The sequence below is a fragment of the Dactylosporangium cerinum genome (assembly GCF_042653625.1).
Taxonomy (GTDB): Bacteria; Actinomycetota; Actinomycetes; order Mycobacteriales; family Micromonosporaceae; genus Dactylosporangium; species Dactylosporangium cerinum.
The window spans coordinates 1-21,027 of sequence record NZ_JBHSIU010000135.1; the positions used below are offsets into that span (position 1 = coordinate 1).

Annotated in this window: 16 protein-coding genes and 1 pseudogene; 6 read left to right on the top strand and 11 right to left on the bottom strand. The window is 66.3% G+C overall.

What is annotated here, in order from left to right; translation table 11 throughout:
• The first annotated feature begins 184 nt into the window (after nucleotides 1–184).
• Nucleotides 185–1,282, top strand: a complete 1,098-nt coding sequence (locus ACFPIJ_RS64210) for an integrase core domain-containing protein (RefSeq protein ID WP_380129427.1) — start codon at nucleotides 185–187, stop codon at nucleotides 1,280–1,282.
• Between the two features lie 177 nt (nucleotides 1,283–1,459).
• Here ACFPIJ_RS64210 and ACFPIJ_RS64215 read toward each other — a convergent pair whose 3' ends face one another.
• From ACFPIJ_RS64215 to ACFPIJ_RS64230, 4 genes are all read right to left on the bottom strand, one after another.
• Nucleotides 1,460–1,708 carry a hypothetical protein gene (locus ACFPIJ_RS64215; protein ID WP_380129412.1) on the bottom strand — a complete coding sequence of 83 codons (249 nt, stop codon included), beginning with the start codon at nucleotides 1,706–1,708 and terminating at the stop codon, nucleotides 1,460–1,462.
• A gap of 56 nt (nucleotides 1,709–1,764) precedes the next feature.
• A complete protein-coding gene (locus ACFPIJ_RS64220) occupies nucleotides 1,765–2,835 on the bottom strand; it encodes a hypothetical protein (protein WP_380129413.1) in 1,071 nt (356 codons plus the stop codon).
• Nucleotides 2,836–2,960: 125 nt separating this feature from the next.
• On the bottom strand, nucleotides 2,961–3,401 hold the full coding sequence (locus ACFPIJ_RS64225; RefSeq protein WP_380129414.1) for a hypothetical protein: 441 nt from the start codon (nucleotides 3,399–3,401) through the stop codon (nucleotides 2,961–2,963).
• 481 nt (nucleotides 3,402–3,882) lie between these two features.
• The gene (locus ACFPIJ_RS64230; RefSeq protein WP_380129415.1) at nucleotides 3,883–4,710 is read right to left on the bottom strand and encodes a WD40 repeat domain-containing protein; all 828 of its coding nucleotides are present in this window, start codon (nucleotides 4,708–4,710) and stop codon (nucleotides 3,883–3,885) included.
• Here ACFPIJ_RS64230 and ACFPIJ_RS64235 point away from each other — a divergent pair.
• Nucleotides 4,676–5,023, top strand: a pseudogene (locus ACFPIJ_RS64235) (DDE-type integrase/transposase/recombinase); the annotation flags it as partial. The gene ACFPIJ_RS64230 and the pseudogene ACFPIJ_RS64235 overlap by 35 nt on opposite strands.
• 111 nt (nucleotides 5,024–5,134) lie before the next feature.
• Here the strand turns inward: ACFPIJ_RS64235 and ACFPIJ_RS64240 are convergent.
• The 5 genes from ACFPIJ_RS64240 to ACFPIJ_RS64260 form a co-directional block, all read right to left on the bottom strand.
• Entirely contained in the window at nucleotides 5,135–6,085 is a 951-nt protein-coding gene (locus ACFPIJ_RS64240) for a hypothetical protein (RefSeq protein ID WP_380129416.1), read from the bottom strand.
• Between the two features lie 221 nt (nucleotides 6,086–6,306).
• Complete coding sequence (locus tag ACFPIJ_RS64245) at nucleotides 6,307–6,675, bottom strand: hypothetical protein (protein WP_380129417.1); 369 nt, start codon at nucleotides 6,673–6,675, stop codon at nucleotides 6,307–6,309.
• Between the two features lie 175 nt (nucleotides 6,676–6,850).
• Nucleotides 6,851–8,464, bottom strand: a complete 1,614-nt coding sequence (locus tag ACFPIJ_RS64250) for a GTPase (protein WP_380129418.1) — start codon at nucleotides 8,462–8,464, stop codon at nucleotides 6,851–6,853.
• Between the two features lie 3 nt (nucleotides 8,465–8,467).
• Complete coding sequence (locus tag ACFPIJ_RS64255) at nucleotides 8,468–10,108, bottom strand: GTPase domain-containing protein (protein ID WP_380129419.1); 1,641 nt, start codon at nucleotides 10,106–10,108, stop codon at nucleotides 8,468–8,470.
• Nucleotides 10,109–10,289: 181 nt separating this feature from the next.
• Nucleotides 10,290–11,093 carry a protein NO VEIN domain-containing protein gene (locus tag ACFPIJ_RS64260; protein ID WP_380129420.1) on the bottom strand — a complete coding sequence of 268 codons (804 nt, stop codon included), beginning with the start codon at nucleotides 11,091–11,093 and terminating at the stop codon, nucleotides 10,290–10,292.
• A 564-nt stretch (nucleotides 11,094–11,657) separates the two neighbouring features.
• Here ACFPIJ_RS64260 and ACFPIJ_RS64265 point away from each other — a divergent pair.
• Together ACFPIJ_RS64265 and ACFPIJ_RS64270 are read left to right on the top strand one after the other, a co-directional pair.
• Nucleotides 11,658–11,861 carry a hypothetical protein gene (locus tag ACFPIJ_RS64265; RefSeq protein ID WP_380129421.1) on the top strand — a complete coding sequence of 68 codons (204 nt, stop codon included), beginning with the start codon at nucleotides 11,658–11,660 and terminating at the stop codon, nucleotides 11,859–11,861.
• A 691-nt stretch (nucleotides 11,862–12,552) separates the two neighbouring features.
• Entirely contained in the window at nucleotides 12,553–12,792 is a 240-nt protein-coding gene (locus tag ACFPIJ_RS64270) for a hypothetical protein (RefSeq protein WP_380129422.1), read from the top strand.
• Between the two features lie 206 nt (nucleotides 12,793–12,998).
• On the opposite strand, the gene ACFPIJ_RS64275 is transcribed toward ACFPIJ_RS64270, so the two are convergent.
• Nucleotides 12,999–15,818: an NACHT domain-containing protein gene (locus ACFPIJ_RS64275; protein ID WP_380129423.1), complete on the bottom strand. Its 2,820-nt coding sequence runs from the start codon at nucleotides 15,816–15,818 to the stop codon at nucleotides 12,999–13,001.
• A 593-nt stretch (nucleotides 15,819–16,411) separates the two neighbouring features.
• Here ACFPIJ_RS64275 and ACFPIJ_RS64280 point away from each other — a divergent pair.
• The gene (locus ACFPIJ_RS64280; protein WP_380129424.1) at nucleotides 16,412–16,729 is read left to right on the top strand and encodes a trypco2 family protein; all 318 of its coding nucleotides are present in this window, start codon (nucleotides 16,412–16,414) and stop codon (nucleotides 16,727–16,729) included.
• 9 nt (nucleotides 16,730–16,738) lie between these two features.
• Complete coding sequence (locus ACFPIJ_RS64285) at nucleotides 16,739–20,800, top strand: hypothetical protein (protein ID WP_380129425.1); 4,062 nt, start codon at nucleotides 16,739–16,741, stop codon at nucleotides 20,798–20,800.
• Between the two features lies 1 nt (nucleotide 20,801).
• Here ACFPIJ_RS64285 and ACFPIJ_RS64290 read toward each other — a convergent pair whose 3' ends face one another.
• A complete protein-coding gene (locus ACFPIJ_RS64290; RefSeq protein ID WP_380129426.1) occupies nucleotides 20,802–20,954 on the bottom strand; it encodes a hypothetical protein in 153 nt (50 codons plus the stop codon).
• Nucleotides 20,955–21,027 lie beyond the last annotated feature (73 nt).

The window sequence follows — 21,027 nt, forward strand, 5'->3', positions numbered from 1 at the left end:
CGGCGCGAAGATCCGCCAGTGGGCGGCCCGCAACCGGGTCGAGCTGTGTTTCACCCCGACGTTGCGCTTGCCGAGAATGCCATCCGGCCTGGTGAGAAGCCTTCTCACCGAGGATCCCGCGATCTTCATTCTGACGGCATGGCGGTTGGGACCGCCGACGGTCGCTGAGCGATGATGGTTGGTCGTGCTGCTGCGATTGGCGTATCTCGGGGTAACGAACATCTTCGCCATGCTCCGGCTGCTGCCGACGAGCGACCGGGCCAAGAACATCGAGATCCTTACCTTGCGACACCAGATCATGGTGCTGCAGCGCCAGCTCGGCGAACAGCGTCCGCGGTTCGACCCAAATGACCGCGCGTTGCTGGCCGCGCTACTGCATCCGCTGCCGAGGGAGGTGCTGCGCGGGCTGCGACTGTTGATCCGTCCAGACACGGTGCTTCGGTGGCATCGTGATCTCGTCGCGCGCCGCCATGCGGCGGTGTCCCGGCCCAAACGTCCGGGTCGCCCGCGAACGGTCCGATCGATCCGGGTCCTGGTGCTGCGGTTGGTGCGGGAGAACCCGCAGTGGGGCTACCGGCGCGTGCACGGCGAACTCCTGGTCCTCGGCGTGAAGGTCGCCGCCTCTACGGTCTGGGAGATCCTGCGCGAAGCAGGCATCGATCCGGCACCGGATCGAGCGGCCAGTACCTGGTCGGACTTCCTGCGATCGCAGGCGGAGACACTGCTGGCGTGTGACTTCTTCGAGACGGTCACACTGACCGGGGCCAGGATGTATGTGCTGGCGGTGATCGAGCACGCCAGCCGCCAGATCCGAATCCTGGGTGCTACCGCCCATCCAACCGCCGAGTGGGTGACACAGGCCGGCCGGAACCTCGTGATGGACCTCGAGGATGCCGGTTGCCGCGCCAAGTACCTCATCCGTGACCGGGACCGGAAGTTCCCCACCCTGTTCGACGTGGTCCTCGCCGACGCGGGGATCGCGGTGGTGCGCAGCGGTATCCGGGTGCCCCGGATGAACGCGATCATGGAGCGGTGGGTGCAGACCTGCCGCCGCGAGCTGTTGGACCGCACCCTGATCTGGAATCAGCGTCACCTCCTGCACGTCCTACACGAGTTCGAGGACTTCTACAACGCGCACCGTCCACACCAAGGCATCGCCGACGCCCGACCCATACGCGCTTTGCCCACCCCACTCGCCGATCCCGACGAGATCAGCCGTATACGTGTCCACCGACGCGACCGCCTCGGCGGCATTTTGCACGAGTACGAACACGCCGCCTGAGCTGCACGGACCGGGTTATCGGCAAGCGCGCGGTCTGGCCGCTAATGAGCTGGTTCCGGAGCGTTTCAAGGCTGACGCCGTCGTCGGCGCAGAAGGCTGGCCAGCCCGCCGCGGGGTAGCCGGACAAGGCCCTGGTGGCGACGTTCGGGGTGGCTCAGACGCTGCCCTCCTCGGTGATCAGGTTGCCGTCCGCGTCGACGGTGACCGTGTGCCGCTCTTCGAGTCGGGGGCGGACCCAGGTCGGTCCTTACCGTGGCCTTGCATCGGGACGAACCCGCACTGCAGTGACCCTGTCGCGACCAGCAGGGCGCCGTCACGTTTGAGGGTCAGGCACCAGGTGTTGGCGCGCATCCGCACCGGCGTGACCAGTCGCCCGGCCGGAGCGAGCTGGTCAGTCCAGGCGGGCGGGACGTCGCTGGTCTCCACTTCTCCGGACTTTCGTGATCTTGGATATCCCCGGGCGCGGCGGACATCTGCGCGGTTCAACCAACAACGATGCCGTAGGTCGGCCTTCGCCAGTCATTGTTGACGACGGTGACCATGGACGAGCGGTTGGCGCGCTTAGTCAGAGCGATGCCATCGACCGAAGACTGGCTAGCTAGGTCGATCAGTAAGCCCGTCAGGCTGGATACTGTGGCCGTTCTTTCGGGGGAGCCGGAAAAGTCCAGTGATTTGAGCCAGTTCGGCACCCTGGACGGGTCCGCCCCGATCTCCTGGGCAAGACTATCGGGCTCTGTGACGTGCCAAGATATGGGACGCTCCCTCCACGTTGTGGTTGCTGCGAACAGGAGGGTCTGACCGGCCAGCGTGGTGCCGATACCGCGCTGGCGATAGGTCGGCCATACAAAAAATTCCTCGACTGCGGCGCCAGCTTCCGTACCACGGACATGCATCCAACCCACAACTACCGGTTTGTCGACTTTGTTCACTACGGCAAGCGCCTGGAGGGCAATACTTCCGTCAGTTGCACCTATGAGCCAACGCCCGAAGACGCTAGTCATCTTACCCTCATGTAAGGGGATGTAGCCCGACACGGACGGGGTGTTCCAAGGATGTTTGAGTAGTAACTCCTTTCTTCCGCTGTCAGGCCCGAGATTGGTTAGGCGACTGACGTTTTGCGGCACTGGCCCCGGTCGCTGGCGCGTTGCCCAAGCTTCGCGGCCATGTCGCTTAACATACTCAACCGAGTAGCTCCCTAACCCGTTATCGCCCCAATCTCTACCCCAGTGATGCGCGAAGTAGACCCGACCCCCATCTAAGTCGATAGGAAGAACGTCGTGGTCACCGATGCAGCGCTCATTCGGGTCGGGCATGGGAACAACGCCTTGAGGGGCATCGTAGATGCTGGGAAATATCCCGGTTACGAGATCATAGCCGGGCATGTTGCCGAATTCTACGCCCTTCACAGAGAGTGTTCGCCACATATGTAGGCCAGTGAAAATCTCATCAACAGAGGGCAGGCGCTCGTAGAAGGCAGACTGGATCTGCGTCTGGCCGTTGGCTCGCCTGACGTCTTGATGATTGAAGAAGAAGTACCTCTTCATGTAGAGCACAAAACAAAAGCTGCCCGGGAGGCCGCCAAGCGCGCGAGCCACTGCAGTCGCCTTATCGGCGCTGCTCGTCTGCATTGGCAAGGGTTGGGAGTTGAAGTGCTGCGGCCCCACCTGCCTAGATCTACTCATTCCTCAGGCTCGCTGGGCGGATCAGTCCACTGGTCATCCGACTCCGCTGAATCGATGTTGATGCTGCCGAGATGGTTTCCTTCTGAGTCGTAAAATCTGATTTGCCGCGGACGTTTCGATTCGTGCTTCCGCTTGAATCGCGACCTCATGAACGCGGTGGCGGCAGCCAGGAGTCCGCCCCAGACCGCTTCCTTCATGAACTCGGCGCTGGGGAGAACTACTTCCAGTGCGTCGATCCAGCCGTGCCCGGCGCCGTGTGGATTCTCGCCCCTCACTTCGATTTCGACGTCGCTGCAGCTCGCCTGAATAAGTGTCTTCTGCATGGTCGCGGACAAGTCAGCCAACTCTTCGAGTGTCATGTCTAGCGGGTTAAGCGATTCGAGCGTAACGATCTTCTTTGGTGAAGGATGCGGTGGAGTCGGATTGGCGGCCACCATGAGACACCTCACGTCGCGTAGGTTGAACTGCGGTCCAGTCAGTTCCATCCGATGTTAGCTGATTGATGCAAGTGCCTTACCGTCACGCATTGCGAGAATTCCTCATGCTAGGGCTGGCCTAACCGACTCACGCGCCGGTCGATTCGTTGCTATGTGTCGAGAGAACGCAGTGCGGGAATACCCAAGACGGTAGGCGTTGCGCGGTTCCTTTGAATGCCGTCGAGGTCAACCAGCTTGTTCCCTGCGGCGTTGAGGCTAACGGTTAGGCCCTCAACGTCGCCTTGCCAGCCATTGATCTTCGCTTCGCTGATCCGTTCGGCTAGGTTGCGGAGGATCTCGGTAAGGCGATGCCGTTGCTGGGGATCGACGCGGAGCATGGGGCAGCGAACGCAGGCTTCTCTGAACTGAGACCCGATTTACGGTTCTGCCCCCCTTCGCTGCTGACGAGCTGCGTGCTGACCTGCTCCTGAGCGCGTGGAGTTCAGTCGATTCGCAGCTCTGCGAGAGCCATGCCGACACCAGCAAGGACAACTAGTGGGCCATGGTGCTGCGGTACGGCTAGCGCCCTGATTGACAGGCCCGTCATGGGCGCGCCGATCAGGGTGCCGGTGGTCAGGTCCCACACCCGCACCGTGCGGTCGCCGCCGCCGGTGACTGCGACCGGACGCCCATCAGGCAGGGTCGCTGTCGCCACCGCCTGCACGTCGTCGGTGTGGCCCGTCATCGGCTCACCGACCGGGACGCCTGCGGTCAGGTCCCACACCCGCACCGTGCCGTCGACGCCGCCGCCGGTGACCGCGACCGGCCGCCCGTCCGGCAGGGTCGCCGTCGCCACCGCCGACAGGCCGTGGGTGTGGCCGGTCATCGGCGCGCCGATCTGGGTGCCGGTGGTCAGGTCCCACACCCGCACCGTGCCGTCGACGCCGCCGCCGGTGACCGCGACCGTTCGCCCGTCCGGCAGGGTCGCCGCCGCCACCGCCGACACGCCGCCGGTGTGGCCGGTCATCGGCTCACCGACCGGGACGCCTGCGGTCAGGTCCCACACCCGCACCGTGCCGTCGACGACGCCGCCGCCGCCGGTGACCGCGACCGTTCGCCCGTCGGGCAGGGTCGCCGTCGCCACCGCCGACGGGCCGTGGGTGTGGCCGGTCATCGGCGCGCCGATCTGGGTGCCGGTGGTCAGGTCCCACACCCGCACCGTGCCGTCCTCGCCGCCGGTGACCGCGACCGTTCGCCCGTCCGGCAGGGTCACCGTCGCCACCGCCTCCCACGCCGCGGCACGCCACTTCTTCCGCCGGGCGATGGCCATGTTGAAGGTGCGACCCACCGAAGTGGTCACTGACGCGGCGCCGGTGTACCCAGCGGTGCTCGATGAGCTGCTCCCCTCGGCGTGGCACCACGTCGAACGGCATGCCAACAACCGGATCGAGGCCGACCATAGTCAGCTCAAGCACCGACTCAGACCGATGCGCGGGCTGCGCACCGACCGCACCGCACAGACAATCATCGCCGGACACGCGTTCATGCAGAACCTCCGCCGCGGACACTACGAACTCGGCGTCGACGCCCCGGGTGGACTCCGCGTCGCCGCAGCGTTCACCGAACTCGCCACCGCCATCTGAAGACCGGGCCGGCACTCGCTCGAACGCGCCCTCCGATCGGCAAACGCAACAGCGCCGACATGCCTCATTGTGGGCCCACTGAGACTGTCAAACCACTTCAGACACGCGACACTAGAGCACGATGAACAGGGGCCGCGGTGTTCTTGCCCTGAGGCCCGCGGCCACGCCAGCGAGGAGCTCGGTCGCGAGTGCGAGGCACTTGTCTGTCATCGACTGGCCCGACTCCGTACCGGCGTGCAGAAGTGCGTTCCGACCTTCGCGTACCTCGTCCAGCCCTTCCCTCTGCTTGGGACCGATGAGCCCCGCCGCTTCCAGATCTTTGATGACCTCGGAGATCATTGGGCTTCGTTCCGTCCCGTCCTTCTTCAGGTACCGGAGTCCGTGGGCGCTTGCGAGTTTGCGCAGACGCGACTCGCAGATGTACCAGAACGCACCGAGCGCCGTGTTGAAGTCGTGTGTTCCCAGTGCGTCCAGCCCGAGGCTCAGCTGGTCTAGGTCGAACAGGGCACCAGCCGCCACGACCGCATCGAGCCAATCGAGCGACGTTTCGGCCATCTCGAGCGTGAGCCATTCGGCTGCTCGTTCGCGTTCAGCAGGCGTGACGGACTCCTGGCGGGGTCCGTCGGAGCCGAACCAAGCAAAGTCTGGACTGTCCTCGATGCCAGCAAACGTATAGAGATCATCCTTGCGGACCCGTCTGACCGGGACCGACTCGTTCTCGTGGTGCATCGCGACGGCGCAGTGAAGGAGGGCCAGATGAGCGTTTACGAGGCGGAGGCGCTGCACGAGCGCGGGCAGCGCGGCGGCCGACGTCTCGCGGAGGTATCCGGTGGGCTTATTCGAGAGCCCAGGCGCCCAATCCTCCACGTCGTACTCGATGAAGCCGCATCGTTCCATCGTCACCCGGACACCGCACTGCAACTTCCGGTCGACGACCACATCGCGCCATGCTGCGGGAATAGGAGCGCCGACCTGACGCACGAGGCGATGATCCTCTGGGCGCTCGCCGATCCATCCCATCGGAAGGACCTGCTCGTAGACCCCGAACTCATACGACGACACGACTTGATGGTCAGCGACCGCCGAGCACGAGTCAAAGCAGTTCTGACGGGGTGGACAGGTCCGGCAGCTGGTGCACAACTAAATTTAATGATCAGCCACGCCGCAGGCCACCCGAGTCCTCGTGGTCCACTGCCGATCGCAACTGCGGTCGGCAGTACGCACATGCCGCTCTGCGCACTCGTGTCAATCCCCTGAATCGTGGAGTAATCCCGATTCGGGGATTATGGAAGGTAGGGCAGCATGAGCACCGACGCCGGCCCGCCGCACTGGCCCGCCGACAAGCTCACGCGCTGCGCCTCGGCCGACACCTGGTCACCGAGGTTCCCGCCACCGGCCCAGACAGGCGAGCGTCCGTCGACATCCCGCCCATCACGACCGCCGCCGACACCGACGCCCAGCGGCAGGGCTGGACCCGAAGCGACCACGACCGCAGCTTCAAGCTGGAGCACTGGGACTATGACGCCGACCGGCTCGACGGCTTCGACCACGATATCGGCGCGATCCTCGTGAAAGCCACAACGGTCACTAGCGAAGCCCAACTCAACGCAGCCCTTGACGCATGGAACCTGCGACCCGAACAGTTCCTGCACCCCTGGCAGACCGACGACCCGGAGTAGGCAGCGACTCGTCCGGAGAACCCATCCGTCCACAGGTCTTGACGATTCCTCGCCGACCGACACTTTGAGCCATACCCCGACTGGGATGTAGGTCGACCTTCGGGACCCGGCGGTGCTGATCAAGCAACGCCCGGCCAAGCCACCGAGATCATTGCCCCAACTGCATCAGCAACTCCAGCAGCCTTTCGTGCACTGCGATCAGGGCAGCGATGTCACGGTCGCCAGATGCTTGCTTCGCCAACACACCCAGTCGCTGCCGCGCGATGACGGCGTCCTGCTGGTCGCAGCGCTCCGTGACAGCGGCGCGCGCTGATGCCGCCCACGGATCGACCATCTCCTCAGCGATTTGCAGCGCCGTCGGACGCCAGCCGCGACTGCGGTCGGCTTGCTGCCGAGCTCGCTGTGCGCCGCGGTACTCCTGCCAGAACCCGAAGGCTGTTTCGCCGATTACTAGGGCTGGTCCGAGCGCGCGAGCTGCCTTCGCGGTGCCCTCGGCTGCTTTGACCGCTCCCCATGGCCCGAACTTGCGACCGACGCCGTGCCAGATCCGCTTGACGACTGTGTTCCCGACGCCGCCAGGCCGGGCTCCGGCACCGCCGAAGTCACGGCCGATCGACTGCAGACCGCTCAGGATCTGTTGTCGGATGACCGGCCATGCGGGAACGGCGGAAGGTTGCTGCTCGGAGACAGCGAGCTCTTCGCTTCTGGGCTTCGGCACATACCATTCCAGAGCACTACCCACGTTCTCGCTCGTCCGCTCCGCGTCGGCGTCCAGGACACTGTCGAACTGCTTCTGCGCCTCGGCGGCGACCGCGCTCAACTGGTCCTCGTCGATGTCGGGGCCTAGTTCCACGAGCTTCGACGCCACGAACGCCTTCGCCCCCTCCGCGGCGCGGGTGACAGATTCGGTCATCTGTTGCCGCTGTTCAGCGATGGCACCAGCGACCTCGTCGAGTTGGCTGAGGAGCGGGTCGCCGCCGGCTGCGACGGACATCGTGTCGATCGCGTCACGGCCGTAGGCGGCGAGCTCTCGCAGTGGTGTTGCAAGCCGCAGGTGTGCTCCGCGCGCGCGAACAGTCTCGTCAAGAGAGTCGGCCAGTTCGCGTATGCCTGACGTCCGCCGCCGCTGCTCTGGCTGCGGGAAGTCCTCTGCCTGCAGCCAACTACGTGCGTCCGTCCGCACCACCGGTATCAGGTCGAAGACCTCACCGAGTACTTCTCGTAGATGACCCTCAACCTGTGCCGGGTCTGACCCTTCTGCGGCGCTCTTATTGACGACCAGGAGCAGTTGACTGAGAGTCCGTAGCCGCTGCCGCAGGAGCGTGAAGTAGTCCGCGGCGACGTCATCGAACCCTTCTGCAGTGGCGACGAAAACCACTGCGTCGGCGCCGCGCAGCGCCTCCTCGGTAATCCGGTCATGCGCTTCGTGTTCCCTGGTCCTTACCCCCGGTGTGTCGACGATGAGATGGCCCTGCCACGGGTATGGCGTCGCTCGCTTCGTCGCGATGTCCGCGCCGATCTCAATGTCGAGACCGGTCAGGCACTTGATGAGCGACGACTTGCCCGCTGAGTACTGACCGACGAACACGACCGTAACCCTGTCCGCCGCATCGGCGGTCGGCACATCAGTGGCGAGCGCGCGGAGCTCGTCGTGCGCCGCGCTGGTGAGGACTGCGACAAGTCGGTCGCGGGCGTCGTGTGTCGCGCTGACGATGCCGGCAAGCGCAAGCAGGTTTGCCTGGCTGATTTGGCGATCAGTCATGTCTCAGTCCGTCCGTAATTCAGCTTCACTTGCAAGTTCCCTGACCAAGCGCGCAAGCTGAGCGGACCACATCGCATACATCTCAATGCGCAGAGACCTCTCGCTGAGGACTGTATCAATGCTCCGGCGGATTGGCTCCCAGCCTGCGCGCACAGCGTCTTCGGCGCAGGTACGGGCCTGAGCCAGCGCGGTCAGGTATGCGGCCCGGGCCGTGTCCACTGAAGCTTCCCGTTTGGCCAGCTCACGCTTGACCGTCGGCGCAAGGTTCTTCCGGGAGATGTCGACGGTTCGTTCGCTGAAAAGGCCAATCACCAATCGGGGGACCAGTCCGTCGGTAAGCACCATGGCGGCCACCGCGGCGGCTCCCTTCACCCCGCGAGCTACCCAGTTGGCAGCCCGCGCGTTGAGTGGGTCGCCCTCGAGCGACGCTTCAGGCAGTTGCGGCGCCTTGACCTGCATCTGCAGGGTCGGCGGGTCGAGACCGTGGCCGTCGACGAGCTGCTGCATGCACTTCTCGGCGGCACCCTCTGCGGCCTGCGCGAGACTCGCGTGTGCCTGCTTGCTCGCTGCGACCGCCTCGGATCGCATGTGCTCCTGCGCCTTCCCCCTGTGCGGCTCCTTCGCCGCGTAGCGCGCAGCTGCCACGACCTGCGTGGTGGCCGATGCGAACGCGTTCGCAGCTGCGTGACTGACCTCATCCCTGTATTCGTCCGCAGCTGCCTCGGCATCATCGCGCAGTTTCTTCCTGTCGGCGACGAGTTCCCTCTTGCGGGCCCGAAGCGTCGCTGCGACGACATGAGTTGCCTCCGCTGCATCAGCAGCGCATTTGCGAAGCACCGCAGCGGCGGTTGCGGGGCGACGTGCGTGTGCTTCCGCCGCGGCAACCGCCAGCGCCGCCTCTGCGGCCAGCACCCCAGACTGGCTCAAGAGCCGCTGGTCTTCGCCCTCGAGGCCGCGCTGCGCAAGCCACAAGTTGACGTGCGCGATCGTCGGGTCGCTGACATCAACTTGTGCCAGCACAGTGCGAATCCGTGCTTCTTGACCACTGATGTCGGAGAAGATCACTGCGGGCGACAGATCACCGGCGAGTTCCTCGGCTGTGAACGTCTGCTTGTGATTGACGAGGACGAAGACCGGGATGCCGGGAGCGATGGCTTGCAGCACGGGGGTCACTGTCGCCGGCTGCTGGCTGTCGGACCCCGCCACCCACACAACGAGGTCAGCATCTTTCGCGGCCGTCAAGGCGGACGCATTGTCGACGGCTCCCTGGTAGGCGCCGACGCCGGGCGTATCGACAACGTCAATGTCCCGCCACCGGTACGTGATCGGGATGCGCGTCGTGCGTTGCCCGCCCTTTCCGATACCGTCGGCGCCCTCGCCCGTCAGCACGAAGCGAAGCGTCGACTTCCCCGCCTTCGTGCGACCGATGCACACCACCCGCGCAGCATCACCGCGCACCCGGACCAGCTCGGCCAGGAGGCCTTCGATGATCTTCCGTGCCCGCGCGATCCGCAGCCTCAGCGGGGCATCGCGAACCGTGTCATCCTCTTGCCCGGTGGCGGCCTCGACCTCTTCGAGCATCGCCAAGAGCCGGTCGGCGGCGTCGACGACCTTCGCGTTCCCGCCCTGCGCTTCCGCAGGCACTCTTGCCTCCTCCCTGTGCGGCCGACGCACCTCGAAAGGGACATTTACGTCATTGTGCCCGGGGCGGGCGGCGTCGCGTCATCATGATCGCACCTCCCTACCAGTCGTCCTGTGGGCGTCGCCGTGATCACTAATCGGGCCGAGGCCGCCCATGTCACGATCTTCCGCTGGGTGCAGTTTGTTAGCTCAGGTTTACTCGGAAGACAGTGGGGTCTGCAGCTGCAGTGACGGCATCGCGGTTGAACTCCTGCAGGTGGGGATTTGTGAGCACTGTGGTGACGACGGCCAGGCGCCAGGCCTCGTCGAGCTCGGCGGTGCGGAGCTCGTTTCGTGTGAGCAGCACTGACGGCATCGAGCTCGAGACGCCCTTCACCTCGAGATGCAGCTCAGTGTTGTCCTTGGTGGCGGTCAAGTCCCAACCACAATTCAGGTGCGCCACCCTCGTGACCGTCCAGCCCGCCGCTTTGTAGTGGGCAGCAACCACGGTTTCGGCGGCTGTCTCCACGGCTTTGTCAGTGGCGGGGTCTCCGAAGCCGGCACCCCGGGCGCTGATTGTGATCGTGCTCGTGGTTTGACGCGGATCTCCCGGGTGGACTGGCGTCGCCAGCGGGCCGGTGTATGCGCGTATGAAGACGGGGACCGATTGCGGGTGGGTGCGGTAGCCCAGACTGCGGTCGGTCATGACCTTGATCAGACCGGTGCGTAGGGGGATGAGTCGTTGGCGTGTCTGGGTGCTGATGGCCAGGAGTTCAGCCCACAGCGTCATGATGTTGCCGGGGGAGCGGTGCCAGTCGTTGTCGTGTGGGGCGGCGGTGTCCCAGAGGTACGCGTGCAGCAACGCCACGAGTTCCTCCTGCTCCGCGGGAGAGAAGAGTTTCAGCACAACCTGTGCCCGCCCTTTGGCGTCTGCGCGGCCAAGGCCTGTGCGCAACAGGTCGGTGAGGCGTGCATTCGAGTCTTGGGGCGAAGGCGCGTCGGAGACCACGTACGCACGATAGGCCGCAACGTGTGGTGTGGGTGCCTTCATGCGGCGGCTGCCGTGATCGTCTGCTATCGGTCGTCGGAATCCTTTGGTCGGAGGAGAAGTGCTGGGAGCCGGCACCCCGAGCCGTATGACCTGGGCGAAGCGGAGTTCAATATCGCTCCGCTGGCGATCACCTGAAGACTCTGCGGCGCTTGAGTGATGCAAACGCTCAATGCAACAGTCCCTGGCAGCGGCGATGCGGGTGCATGACTGCGATCGCACTCCTTGGGACCGGTTGCGGCCTTGCAGGGGTCTCGGGCGCTGTTGCGTTGCGGGCTACGTGCTGAACGCGCCGGTCCCCGAAGACAAGACGGCGGTCAACACCCCCATCTCCCTGACGGCGCCCATCTGCGTTGCGCGTCCGGGCCGACCGTCGTCGTGGCCATGCAGGACGCGCTCGAAGTGCGTACCGGTCCAGTGGATCATGGATGAGTTGCGGGCCCTGACGACCCCCCAAAGTATCGGCAGACGCTCGTCGACCTGTACCGCGCCCACCTGCGTCGCCAGCTCGCCGACGAGCCCGGCGTGGCGGTGACCCGACTGCTGGCCGAGATCCGCGAACTGGACTACACCTGCAGCGCCAACCTGCTCGTGCGCTACCTCAACCAGGGCCGCGCTGATGCCGAACGCACCCCACCGTCACCACGCCGCCTGGTCTGCTGGCTGATGAGCAGACCAGGCGAGCTCTCGGACCTGAGTTCGCGCCACGCGGCGTGGCGCAGCAGGTAGTCGGGGCGCGTTGCGGTTGACGGCTTCAGCGACCGCGGTGATGTCGCCGAGGCCGGTGTACGGATGTCGACGGTGGCCGGGGCTCGGCGGGCAGGCAGTTACGGACCTTGCCGTGACCGGTCGTGAGGTCGAGCCGGCGGCGCCCTTGGTTCTCGACGTCGCCGGCCGAGGTATGCAGGCTGACCGCGTCGCGACGGGAAAACTCCGTCGGTAGATTCAGGCTTAGGGCGTGGGGGTCCGACTCGTTGAGTGGCTCGATGGCTCGGAACACGTGTTGAGCTGGGCGGTGGGGTGAGGTGCGTGCCGGGGTCCGAGCGGGACCAACCCCCCACGCTTGTCGGACCATCGACAACAATCAAACTAGCGTAGGTTGCTGGACGGCGCGTTCACGACGCCTGTCAGAAGGCTACCGTAGCCGGGTCGTCGCACGAGTTGCCGGACGGGCGGTGCGATTGCGGCGACCTCAATCCTCGGACCGGCGTCAAGGGCGTCGCTGATTGCCGCCCGACGCGGCCCCCAGTATCTAGTTGAAGTGGTTGGCGGCGCCGTTTTTCCGGTCGATGCTGCCCGATCTTGTTGGCGGCCGAGCGCCGCTGAGCGCTCGTGTCTGGCAACCACTGGTGTGTCTGGACGAGCGGATCGCGGCTATGAGCGTGTACCGATCGTCGGCGGTGAGCCGTACCTTTTCGCTGTGCTGGTTGTCGGAATCCGCCCTTACTCGGGCAGCTTCGTCTTCGGCGAGGTCGCTGTGGGCGCCGATGCGCTGGCTGCTCTGCGCGTAGAAGTGCCGCCCTACGTCGCAACGTTGTCCTGGCCGGACGATCCGGACGTGCGCGTCGACGTGACGCCGCACGGCGCCGCGGAGTGCTCGATCGCGATACGACGAACTCCTGCCGACAGGATCCGCTGCTTTCCTGCGCAGCCTGGCTGAGCTCGCCAAGATCTGAAGCGGCGACCGAGCGGTCCAATCACCGCTGCAAGACCATCGCCATCCCGTGGCGCCCGACCCGCGGCAAATGCGCGCAGCCGATCAAGCGAAGCTATTGAGAAGTGGCAGGTAGTGATCCAGATCTACGAGGGTTTCTCGGCGAACGACAGGCGTTGGATGAGCCCAACGTTTGCCGGATCGCCGGTCGGTCATTCCAGCAACCGCTGACCGACCTGCTTGTGCAGGAGCCATTGGGCGGCGATGACCGCCAACGCAGATGCGACCGGCCACTCTTCAGGTGCCTTGGACCGGATGGAGTCGGCGAAGAGGTCGGCGATCGTATCGCTCGTCAACGCCCGTTCGAGGATCAACTGCGATGGCATCACAAGATGCGGCACCGCAGTCACGGTCGCTTGCTCTTCCGTCGCCACGAGGTGGACCTCGGTCGCGCGGAGCGCGTCGTGTAGTTCGTCGAGCAGCGCCTGGTCCAACGGGTCGACGATCTCGGACGGCAGCAGCAGGTAGTCGGCGAGAGTTCCCGCCGAGTCTAACGCTTCCGACGGTCCCGGCCCCACGATGCCCAGGAAGTGCAGCTGTAGCGCGAGGTGGTGGGACGGGCCAACCAGTTCACGCAACGTGCGCAGGTTCTTCCGTGCAAAGGAGCCGAGCGGGCCGGCGGTCCGACTCCACTGGCGCATTATGATCGCAGCGGTGATCTTCTGCGGCGGAGCGCCGGCCAAAGTTTGCCGTGCAACGTCCTCGACCCGTGCCGCGGCGGCGATCTTTTCGCCGAACACCCGGTGCAGGGCGTCGGCGGCATGCGCGGTGGAGAGGTCGGGTGGGCGCCTGAACACCTCGACAGCGTGTTTGAGTAGCAGCCGCTCAATCCGCGGCGAGGCGGTGCCAAATCCGTCGTCGAGCAGGTCGAGCGCCAGGTCACTTCCCGGCGCGATCTGCATCATGAGATAACTCTGCGCATCCAGTGCGTGGAGCAGCGCGATCAGGTCATCGACGAGGTGGTTCCGAACTGCGGCGAGCCGTCCCGCGGCGAGGAGCCAGGTGTTGCGCCAGTGTGACGACGGTGCGAGCCGTTCCATGCTCCGCAGAATCTGGCTGTCCTTACCCTTCACTATCGCGCGGGCGGCCATGAACTCCTGCAGGCTCCTGACCTCGAAGCCGACGTCGGCGTCATTGACCGGCATGAGCAGCACCAGCCGATGCGTCGCGATGCGTATGAGGTCGTCGGTGAGCGCGTCGGCCTCGGCCGGGACGAACTCGTCGTCGAGGAGGCGCTCGCGCACCATTGCCCGCAGCGCGTGCATCGAGATCGCCGGCTCCGCATGTCCGCTCTCCTCAGCCTGCACCTGCAGCACCAGGCCGACATCCTCGTGCAGCTCGTTGACGATGCGGCGGTGCTGTTCCAGGGTGCGGGCAGTCGCGTTGTTCTTGCCCACCTCGCGGTTGTACACGGTTTCGTAGTAGGCGTCGAACAGCCCGTACCGGTTGTGTGGGACCCGGGAGCGGCCCTCCAGCAGTAGCGACATGATGGTGATCTGCAAGGGCGTCCGCAACAAGCGAAAAGTCAGCTCGTTCTTCGCTGCTTCCTCGATCCTCTCGAGGACATTGCGGTGCACGTCCGGGTCCTCACCGTGCCGGACGTCGGCGAGCAACCGCGCGTAGTCGAGCGCCTCAGCAGGTGTCAGATCCGCCATGGTCAAGTGCTCGTAGTGCTCGGGCGTGAACTCGCCTGCATAGCCGCGTGGGCGGGTAGTGACGACCACCAGCAGATCGGCATCCACATCGGCCGCGTCCACGAAAAAGTCATTGATCCTCTCGACGAGCAGTTCCCGAACTCGCGGCGCAGCAACCTCATCCAAGCCGTCGAGCACCAGCATCCACGGCCAGTGACCCAGCCACCCCCGCACGTCGGCCGAGCTGACGTGCTCCTCGGATCGAGCCGCGATGCCCTGGGCGACGAAACGGAGTAGTGACGTGTGATCGTCACGGGCGATCGCATCTGCGAAGCGGTTCAGATCGATCCGTAGTGGCCACCGCAGCAGCGCAGGCCGGTCAATCTTCATCGCGTCCAGCTGGTTTTGCAGCGCGGTCACGGCCTCGGTAATCTGCGGCGGGAGGTTGGCGGCGCGTTCGAGCAGCGCGACACGGTAGGCCTGGCACACGATCTGGCCGATGGTCGTCTTACCCTGACCCGGTCCGCCGATTAGCACCAGATGCGGTGATGGACCCGGCCGGTGGCTCGGGCGGAGCACGCGGTTACCGATCGCGCAGATGTAGCGGGCCGCATGGACTCGTCGCTCCGCCTCCGAGGGCGCGTGCGACCGCGCCGCCGCCAAGTCGGTAGCCACCCGAGCGAGCGGGATCCGGTCGGTGCTCTTCAGGCCGAGCTGACTGAGCCTCACCCACTGCTCGGCCAGCAATTCCTTGGCTGCGTGCCGGCGCAGAATCGTGCCGATATCGAGTGATGTCCTCGTGATTAGGTCATGCATCGCTGCGAAGACATCACCGGGTGTGAGCAGCCCCGAGAAGGCTTTGCGGATGCCGGGGCTGTCATCTAGCAGGCGGCACAGGTGGTCGTAGTGCCAGATCGCATACCCCGCCAGTGGGAGCCGGTCGGCGAACTCGCCGAAGAGCTTGTCGAGGGAGTCGATATCGTGACCAGGCACCGACGACAGCTTCACGTTCGTGACGATGAGCATGTTGTCGGGACGGCGGACATCATCACGTCGGCTGGTCCAGGCCACCAGTTCGCGGTACACCTGAGCCCGCAGCCATCTATAGTTCGAGCCAGGGCCGTCCACCCGCGCGCGGTGCTTCGCTTGCACGATCGTCAAACCGGTCCACGCGGTGCCGCCGGGCAGACTGACGTCCTTGCTGAACGCGGCTTCGCGTCCGCCGTCCGGCCCGGCTCCGTAGATACGAATGTCCGGACCGAAATACCTGACCGCTAGCGCCTGCGCCAAGTGCTCGAACTCGGACGGACCGAGCCGTTCGAGATCGTAGTCGGCCACCGGTGCCTCCGCTCCGTCCACCGTGACGGCTATGAACCCGCGCAACGAGCATAGTGGCCGATCGCCGCCGCAGCGCCCTGGGTCGTACCGTCGGCTATTGAAGTCGGCCATCCGGACGAACCCAGCCGAGCGTCCACTGCACCCGACGTGACGCTGGTCCGCGACTCCTTGGGGACTTGCCCCATGGACCAGATCACTCACTGCGACATTGCTCTGCGCGAGCAAACGACGGACGGCCCCTTCAATCAACCTTGGTTCGCTCTCGCTCAGTAGAACCCCGGCTCAGCGATTCGATGTGACCGGCTGACAGATCAACAGCGGCTCCGGTCAACAAGATCAGCTGCGTTCATTGGCAGTACAGCGCACCAGCCAGCGCCAGACGCCCGTTACGCGGCGTCATGGAGTTCGCCGATCCCGCGCTCGCGGTCGGCGGCAAATGAGGATGTCTTCGCTTGACGAACGTCGGCCGCGCCCAAGGGTACGGACGCCGCCCCCTGACGGCGGGCGTGCCGCTCCAGACGGACGATTGGTCGTGATCGGTCGCCCGGGTGATGATTACGGGAAACGTCTATCGGCCTGTGTAGGGGCGGCTCGTGTCTGATGTCGAGGGTGTCGGGCTGGCGGAGGTCATCCGTCAGCTGCGTGGGGATCTCTATCTCGCTGGCTGGCAGGGAGAGGGCAAGGATCCCAAGTTCGCGCTGGGTCCGATAGAGCTGGAGTTCGCGGTGGTGGTGGACTCCTCCCGTGGCGGTAAGGCCGCCGCCAAGCTGTGGGTCGTCGACGTTGCGGCGGATGGCAGGCGGTCGTCGCAGGTGACGCACCGGATCAAGTTGGTCTTGCAGCCGACCGACGCCGAAGGGCGCCCGACCGTGGTGTCAGGCCCGATGGTGGAAGGCGAGGAGACACCCTGATTGCCTGACATGGACCACGATGTTGTTGATACGCCAGGCGTCGACGTGTCGCGGGTCGCCGAGGTCATCGCGACATTCGCCGGCGGTCGCATCCTGCGTGGATCGGGTTATCAAGTAACGGTGTCCACCGTGCTGACCGCGTGGCACCTGGTGGGCGGCGCGGCGTCCGTGCGTCTGGCCTTCGGCGCAGGTCTGGCCGGCGCGTGGGCCGGCGAGGGTGGATCGGTGCTGCGCATCGGTGACTCTGATGCCGCGCTGGTGACGATCGACCCCTGGCGGGACGTGGCGGCGGCGCCCTTGGGCGGTTTCGGAGACCGCGGTGTGGCGGTCAGCGGTGAGGTCGCCGGGTTTCCACTGTGGAAGCTGCGGGCCGTCGACGGGCGGGAGCCGGTAGCGAGCGACGGGACCGCGAAGTTTCGGGAGATGGCGGTCGAGCCGGCGATACTGTGCGCGGGTTCCAACCGTCGCTCGGGTGGGATGACGCTGATCGTCGAGGCGCCCGGCGCCGACGACCGGTCGCCCTGGGAGGGGATGTCGGGCGGCCCGGTGCTGTGCCGCGGCGTGCTGGTCGGTTTGGTGACCCACCACCACCGCCGTGAAGGGCTGGGCCGGCTGGCGGCGGTGCGGCTGGATCTGTGCCTGGCCGGCCTGCCGGCGCGGCAGTCGGCCGCGATCCTGGAGCGGTTCGGGGTGGCCTCGTTGCGAGACGTGGGACCATCGGCTGAGAGCACCTTCCGGTCCGCCTATCAGGAGCAGGTGCGTGACATCGCGCCGGCCGACGGGCTGCGGGGGCGCGAGGCGGAGCTTGATCTGATGGCGCGGTTCTGTGTCGGTGACGAGCCGTACATGTATTGGGAGGGTCCTCCCTGGGCCGGCAAGACGGCGCTCATGGCGTCGTTCGCCTTGAATCCACCCGCGGGCGTCACGGTGGTGTCGTTCTTCATCGCGGCCCGGCAGCCCGACCAGGCCGACAGTTCAGCGTTCACCGACTCGCTGATCGAGCAACTGGCCGCTGTGGTGGGGGAGGAACCGCCCCGGAGCTTGTCCGCGTCCGGTCGTGACGCGCTCCGTCGCCGGCTCCTGCGGGTGGCAGCGGAGCGGGCGTCGGCGCAGGGTGCCCGGCTCGTGCTGCTGATCGACGGCATGGACGAGGACCCGGGCGCACATCCCGGCTCTGGACGGCCGAGCATCGCATCAAGGCTGCCGAAGTCATGCCCGGCCGGCTTGCGGGTGCTGTTGGCAGGTCGGCCACACCCTGACGTGCCCGGCGACGTCGACCCGGACCACCCCATGCGACGGATCGCGCGCACGCCGTTGGCAGTGTCACCCCAAGCCGCGCGGATACAACACCTGGCGCTCCAGGAACTGCATCGCCATCTCGACGTGGACGATGGCGCGTTGCCGCGGGAGGTGATCGGGCTCGTGACGGCGGCCGGTGGTGGGCTGACCGTCGCGGATCTGGAGGCGTTGACCGGCCAACCCCGCGATCGCGTGGCCCGGCTGCTGGACGGCATCCTGGGGCGCACCCTGCACGGCCAGCCCGACCCGGCTGGCACCGACCGCCTGAAGGGATACGCGTTCGCGCACGAGACGCTGTCCGAGCAGGCCGGCGAGGCGCTCGGGCCGATCCAGACCGGCGCCTACCGGCAACGGCTGCACAGATGGGCGGACGGGTTTCGCGAAGCCGGCTGGCCGGACGGCACACCCCGGTACCTGCTCGCCGGCGGATACCCGCGCATGGTCGAAGCGGACGGCGATGCCGACCGGCTGGTCGCCCTGGCCATCGACGAAGCGCGGCACGAGCGGCTGTCGGACAGAACCGGAAGCGACGACGCCGCGCAGTCCGAGGTGCGATCCGCGCTGCGCTTGGTGCTTCAGCGAGCCACCCCCGACATCTACGCCGCCTTGTGTCTCGCGTGGCACCGGGATCGTCTCAATGAGCGGGGCGAGGCTGTCCCGGAAGGTCTCCCCGCGGTCTGGGCGGCCCTCGGCCACTCCCACCGGGCCGAGGCGCTGGCGCTGAGCCGTGACACACCGGAGAAGCGCATCCGGTCGCTGCTCGCCGCGAGCGAGGCGCTGGCCGACGCCGGCGACCGTCGGCGCGCCATCGAGCTGGCCTCACTCGCCGAGCAGGTGGGGCGTGCGGCCGGCAGCGTATACCGCCCGCGCATCCACGCGGTGATCGTGTTCGCGCTTGCGCACGACTTCGACCGGGCGTTGGCCATCGCGCGTGCGATGGAGGATCGGCGGTTCATGGCGGTGTCGACGGCGGCGGTGGCCGAAGAAATCGCCCAATGCGGTGACTTCGGCCGTGCGGAGGCGCTGGCCCGGACGATCGAGGCCGCCGAGGGACGCGCCATCGCCCTTGCCGTCGTGGCCAGCGTCGCCCGGTTCCGCGGCGACCGGCAGTTCACCCGGAGGCTGGCCGACGAGGCGGCGTCCATCGCTGACGGCATCCAACCCGTCCCACCCGACGTGGACATGCTGACGGACCTGCTCTTCGTCGCCGACTACCTCGCCGAGGCGGGCTACCCGGAGGCCGCGCATCGGATCGCGCTCCGCGTCCATGGATCGAACGTGGAGGAGTCCACAGTCGACACGACGTTCGAGGTCGTCCTCGCCAAGGTTTTCGCGCGGACGGGTGACAAGCGACGCGCGTTCGATCTGTATGAGTCAAGTAGGTACGAGTACATGCGGGATTTCTTGGCCGTCGCGATCGCGGAAGGGACATGCGGTTCCGGGGATCACGACGGCGCGAACGCCTTCGCTCTCGGCATCGAAGACCCGCTCCGCAGGCTGCGCGTCTTCGCCGCGATGGCCAAGGCCGCGGCGCGGGACATTCCCACTCGGGCCAGGCAGTGGGCCGCCGCGGCTGGCGCCATCGCCGAGGAGACTCAGCGGGTCGCACCGGACGACCTCGTCGCCGCCGCCCGGGCACTGATCGCCGCCGGCGATCACCCGGGTGCGCACCGACTCGCCACGCAAACCGAGCGCATGATTCGCGAGCGGAGCACGGAACCAACCAAGCCGTACCGTGGCAACAATGCGGGTGCGATGATCGACCGGCGACCGAACGAGCTGAGGCAGCTCGCCGCTATCAGCGGCAGCCGCGGCGACCTGCACCGCGCCGTCGGGCTGACTCAGGCCATTCTCAACCTTATCGTGAAAGACGCCGCCCGCGCGCGGCTCGCTCAGACGCACGCCACGGCACACCAGTACGAGGAGGCCGAGGCCGTCGCCGGCAGCCTCGAGTCCGAGCGAAACAAGGTGGGCGCCCTCGCCGGAATCGCCCGCATCGCCGCGGCCAACGGCGACCAGAAACGCGCGCAGCGGCTGATTGGTGAGGCGGAAGCGATCGCACGCACCTCCGACAAAGGTATCTCCGCCGTAGCGGTTGCCCTCGCTTCGATGGGGCAATGCGACAAGGCGGAGTCGCTCGTGACAGGCGCGTCGCGCGCCGAGCGGGTCGAGGTGGCCGAAGCCATCGCCCGCGCTGGAGAACACACACGGGCGGCACGTATCGCCCGCACGCTCCGCCCCCCGAGCGTGAAGCTCCTGGCCACGCTCGCCCAGGCGCTCGCGGCGGCGGGAGAGCCGCAGACGGCGCGGCGGGTGCTCGGCGACGCCGACGCGGCCGCGCGGGACGCGCCAGAGCAGCAGATGGCGGACGACATGTCGGAGCTTGCCAAGGCATACGTCGCCATCGGTGACGTCGACAGAGCCCATGGCATGCTCGCGGAACTCGAAGGATGGGTCCGTGACGCGCTTCAGGGCGACGACTTGCTCGAGGCGACCGCCACGATCGCCGCCATGACGTCTGACTACGTGCGGGCCGAAAGCATCGCTCGCACCATCAGCGACGTGGAACGCCAAGGCGAAGCACTCGCCGCTATCGCCGACCTGATCCCGGACCAGGAAGGAGCAACTCCGCTGCGTCAGCTGATCCTGGCCGAGGCCACCGCCAAGGGCAGCTGGCTCACCAGGGCCTTCCACATCTACCACCAGGTCGAGCCCGCGGTCCTCCAGCGGTTCATCGACGACCAGATCCTTCGGATGGCCACGAGTTCGTAGATCAGACCAGGATGGCCCGTTCGATGGAGTTGTCGGCCAGCCTGCGGTCGGGATAGGCGTTCCAGTCCACGCTGGCCGAGCAGCGACCGACCGTGCCGGTACCAACGCCGGTCATCGCGGTGCCGTCGAACGTGACCGTACGCGTGGCGGCCACGACGAGCTGGCCCAGGCTACGACCCCGGCGCGGGTGACCGGGTCATCGAGCAGACCTGGTACGAGATCGGGCG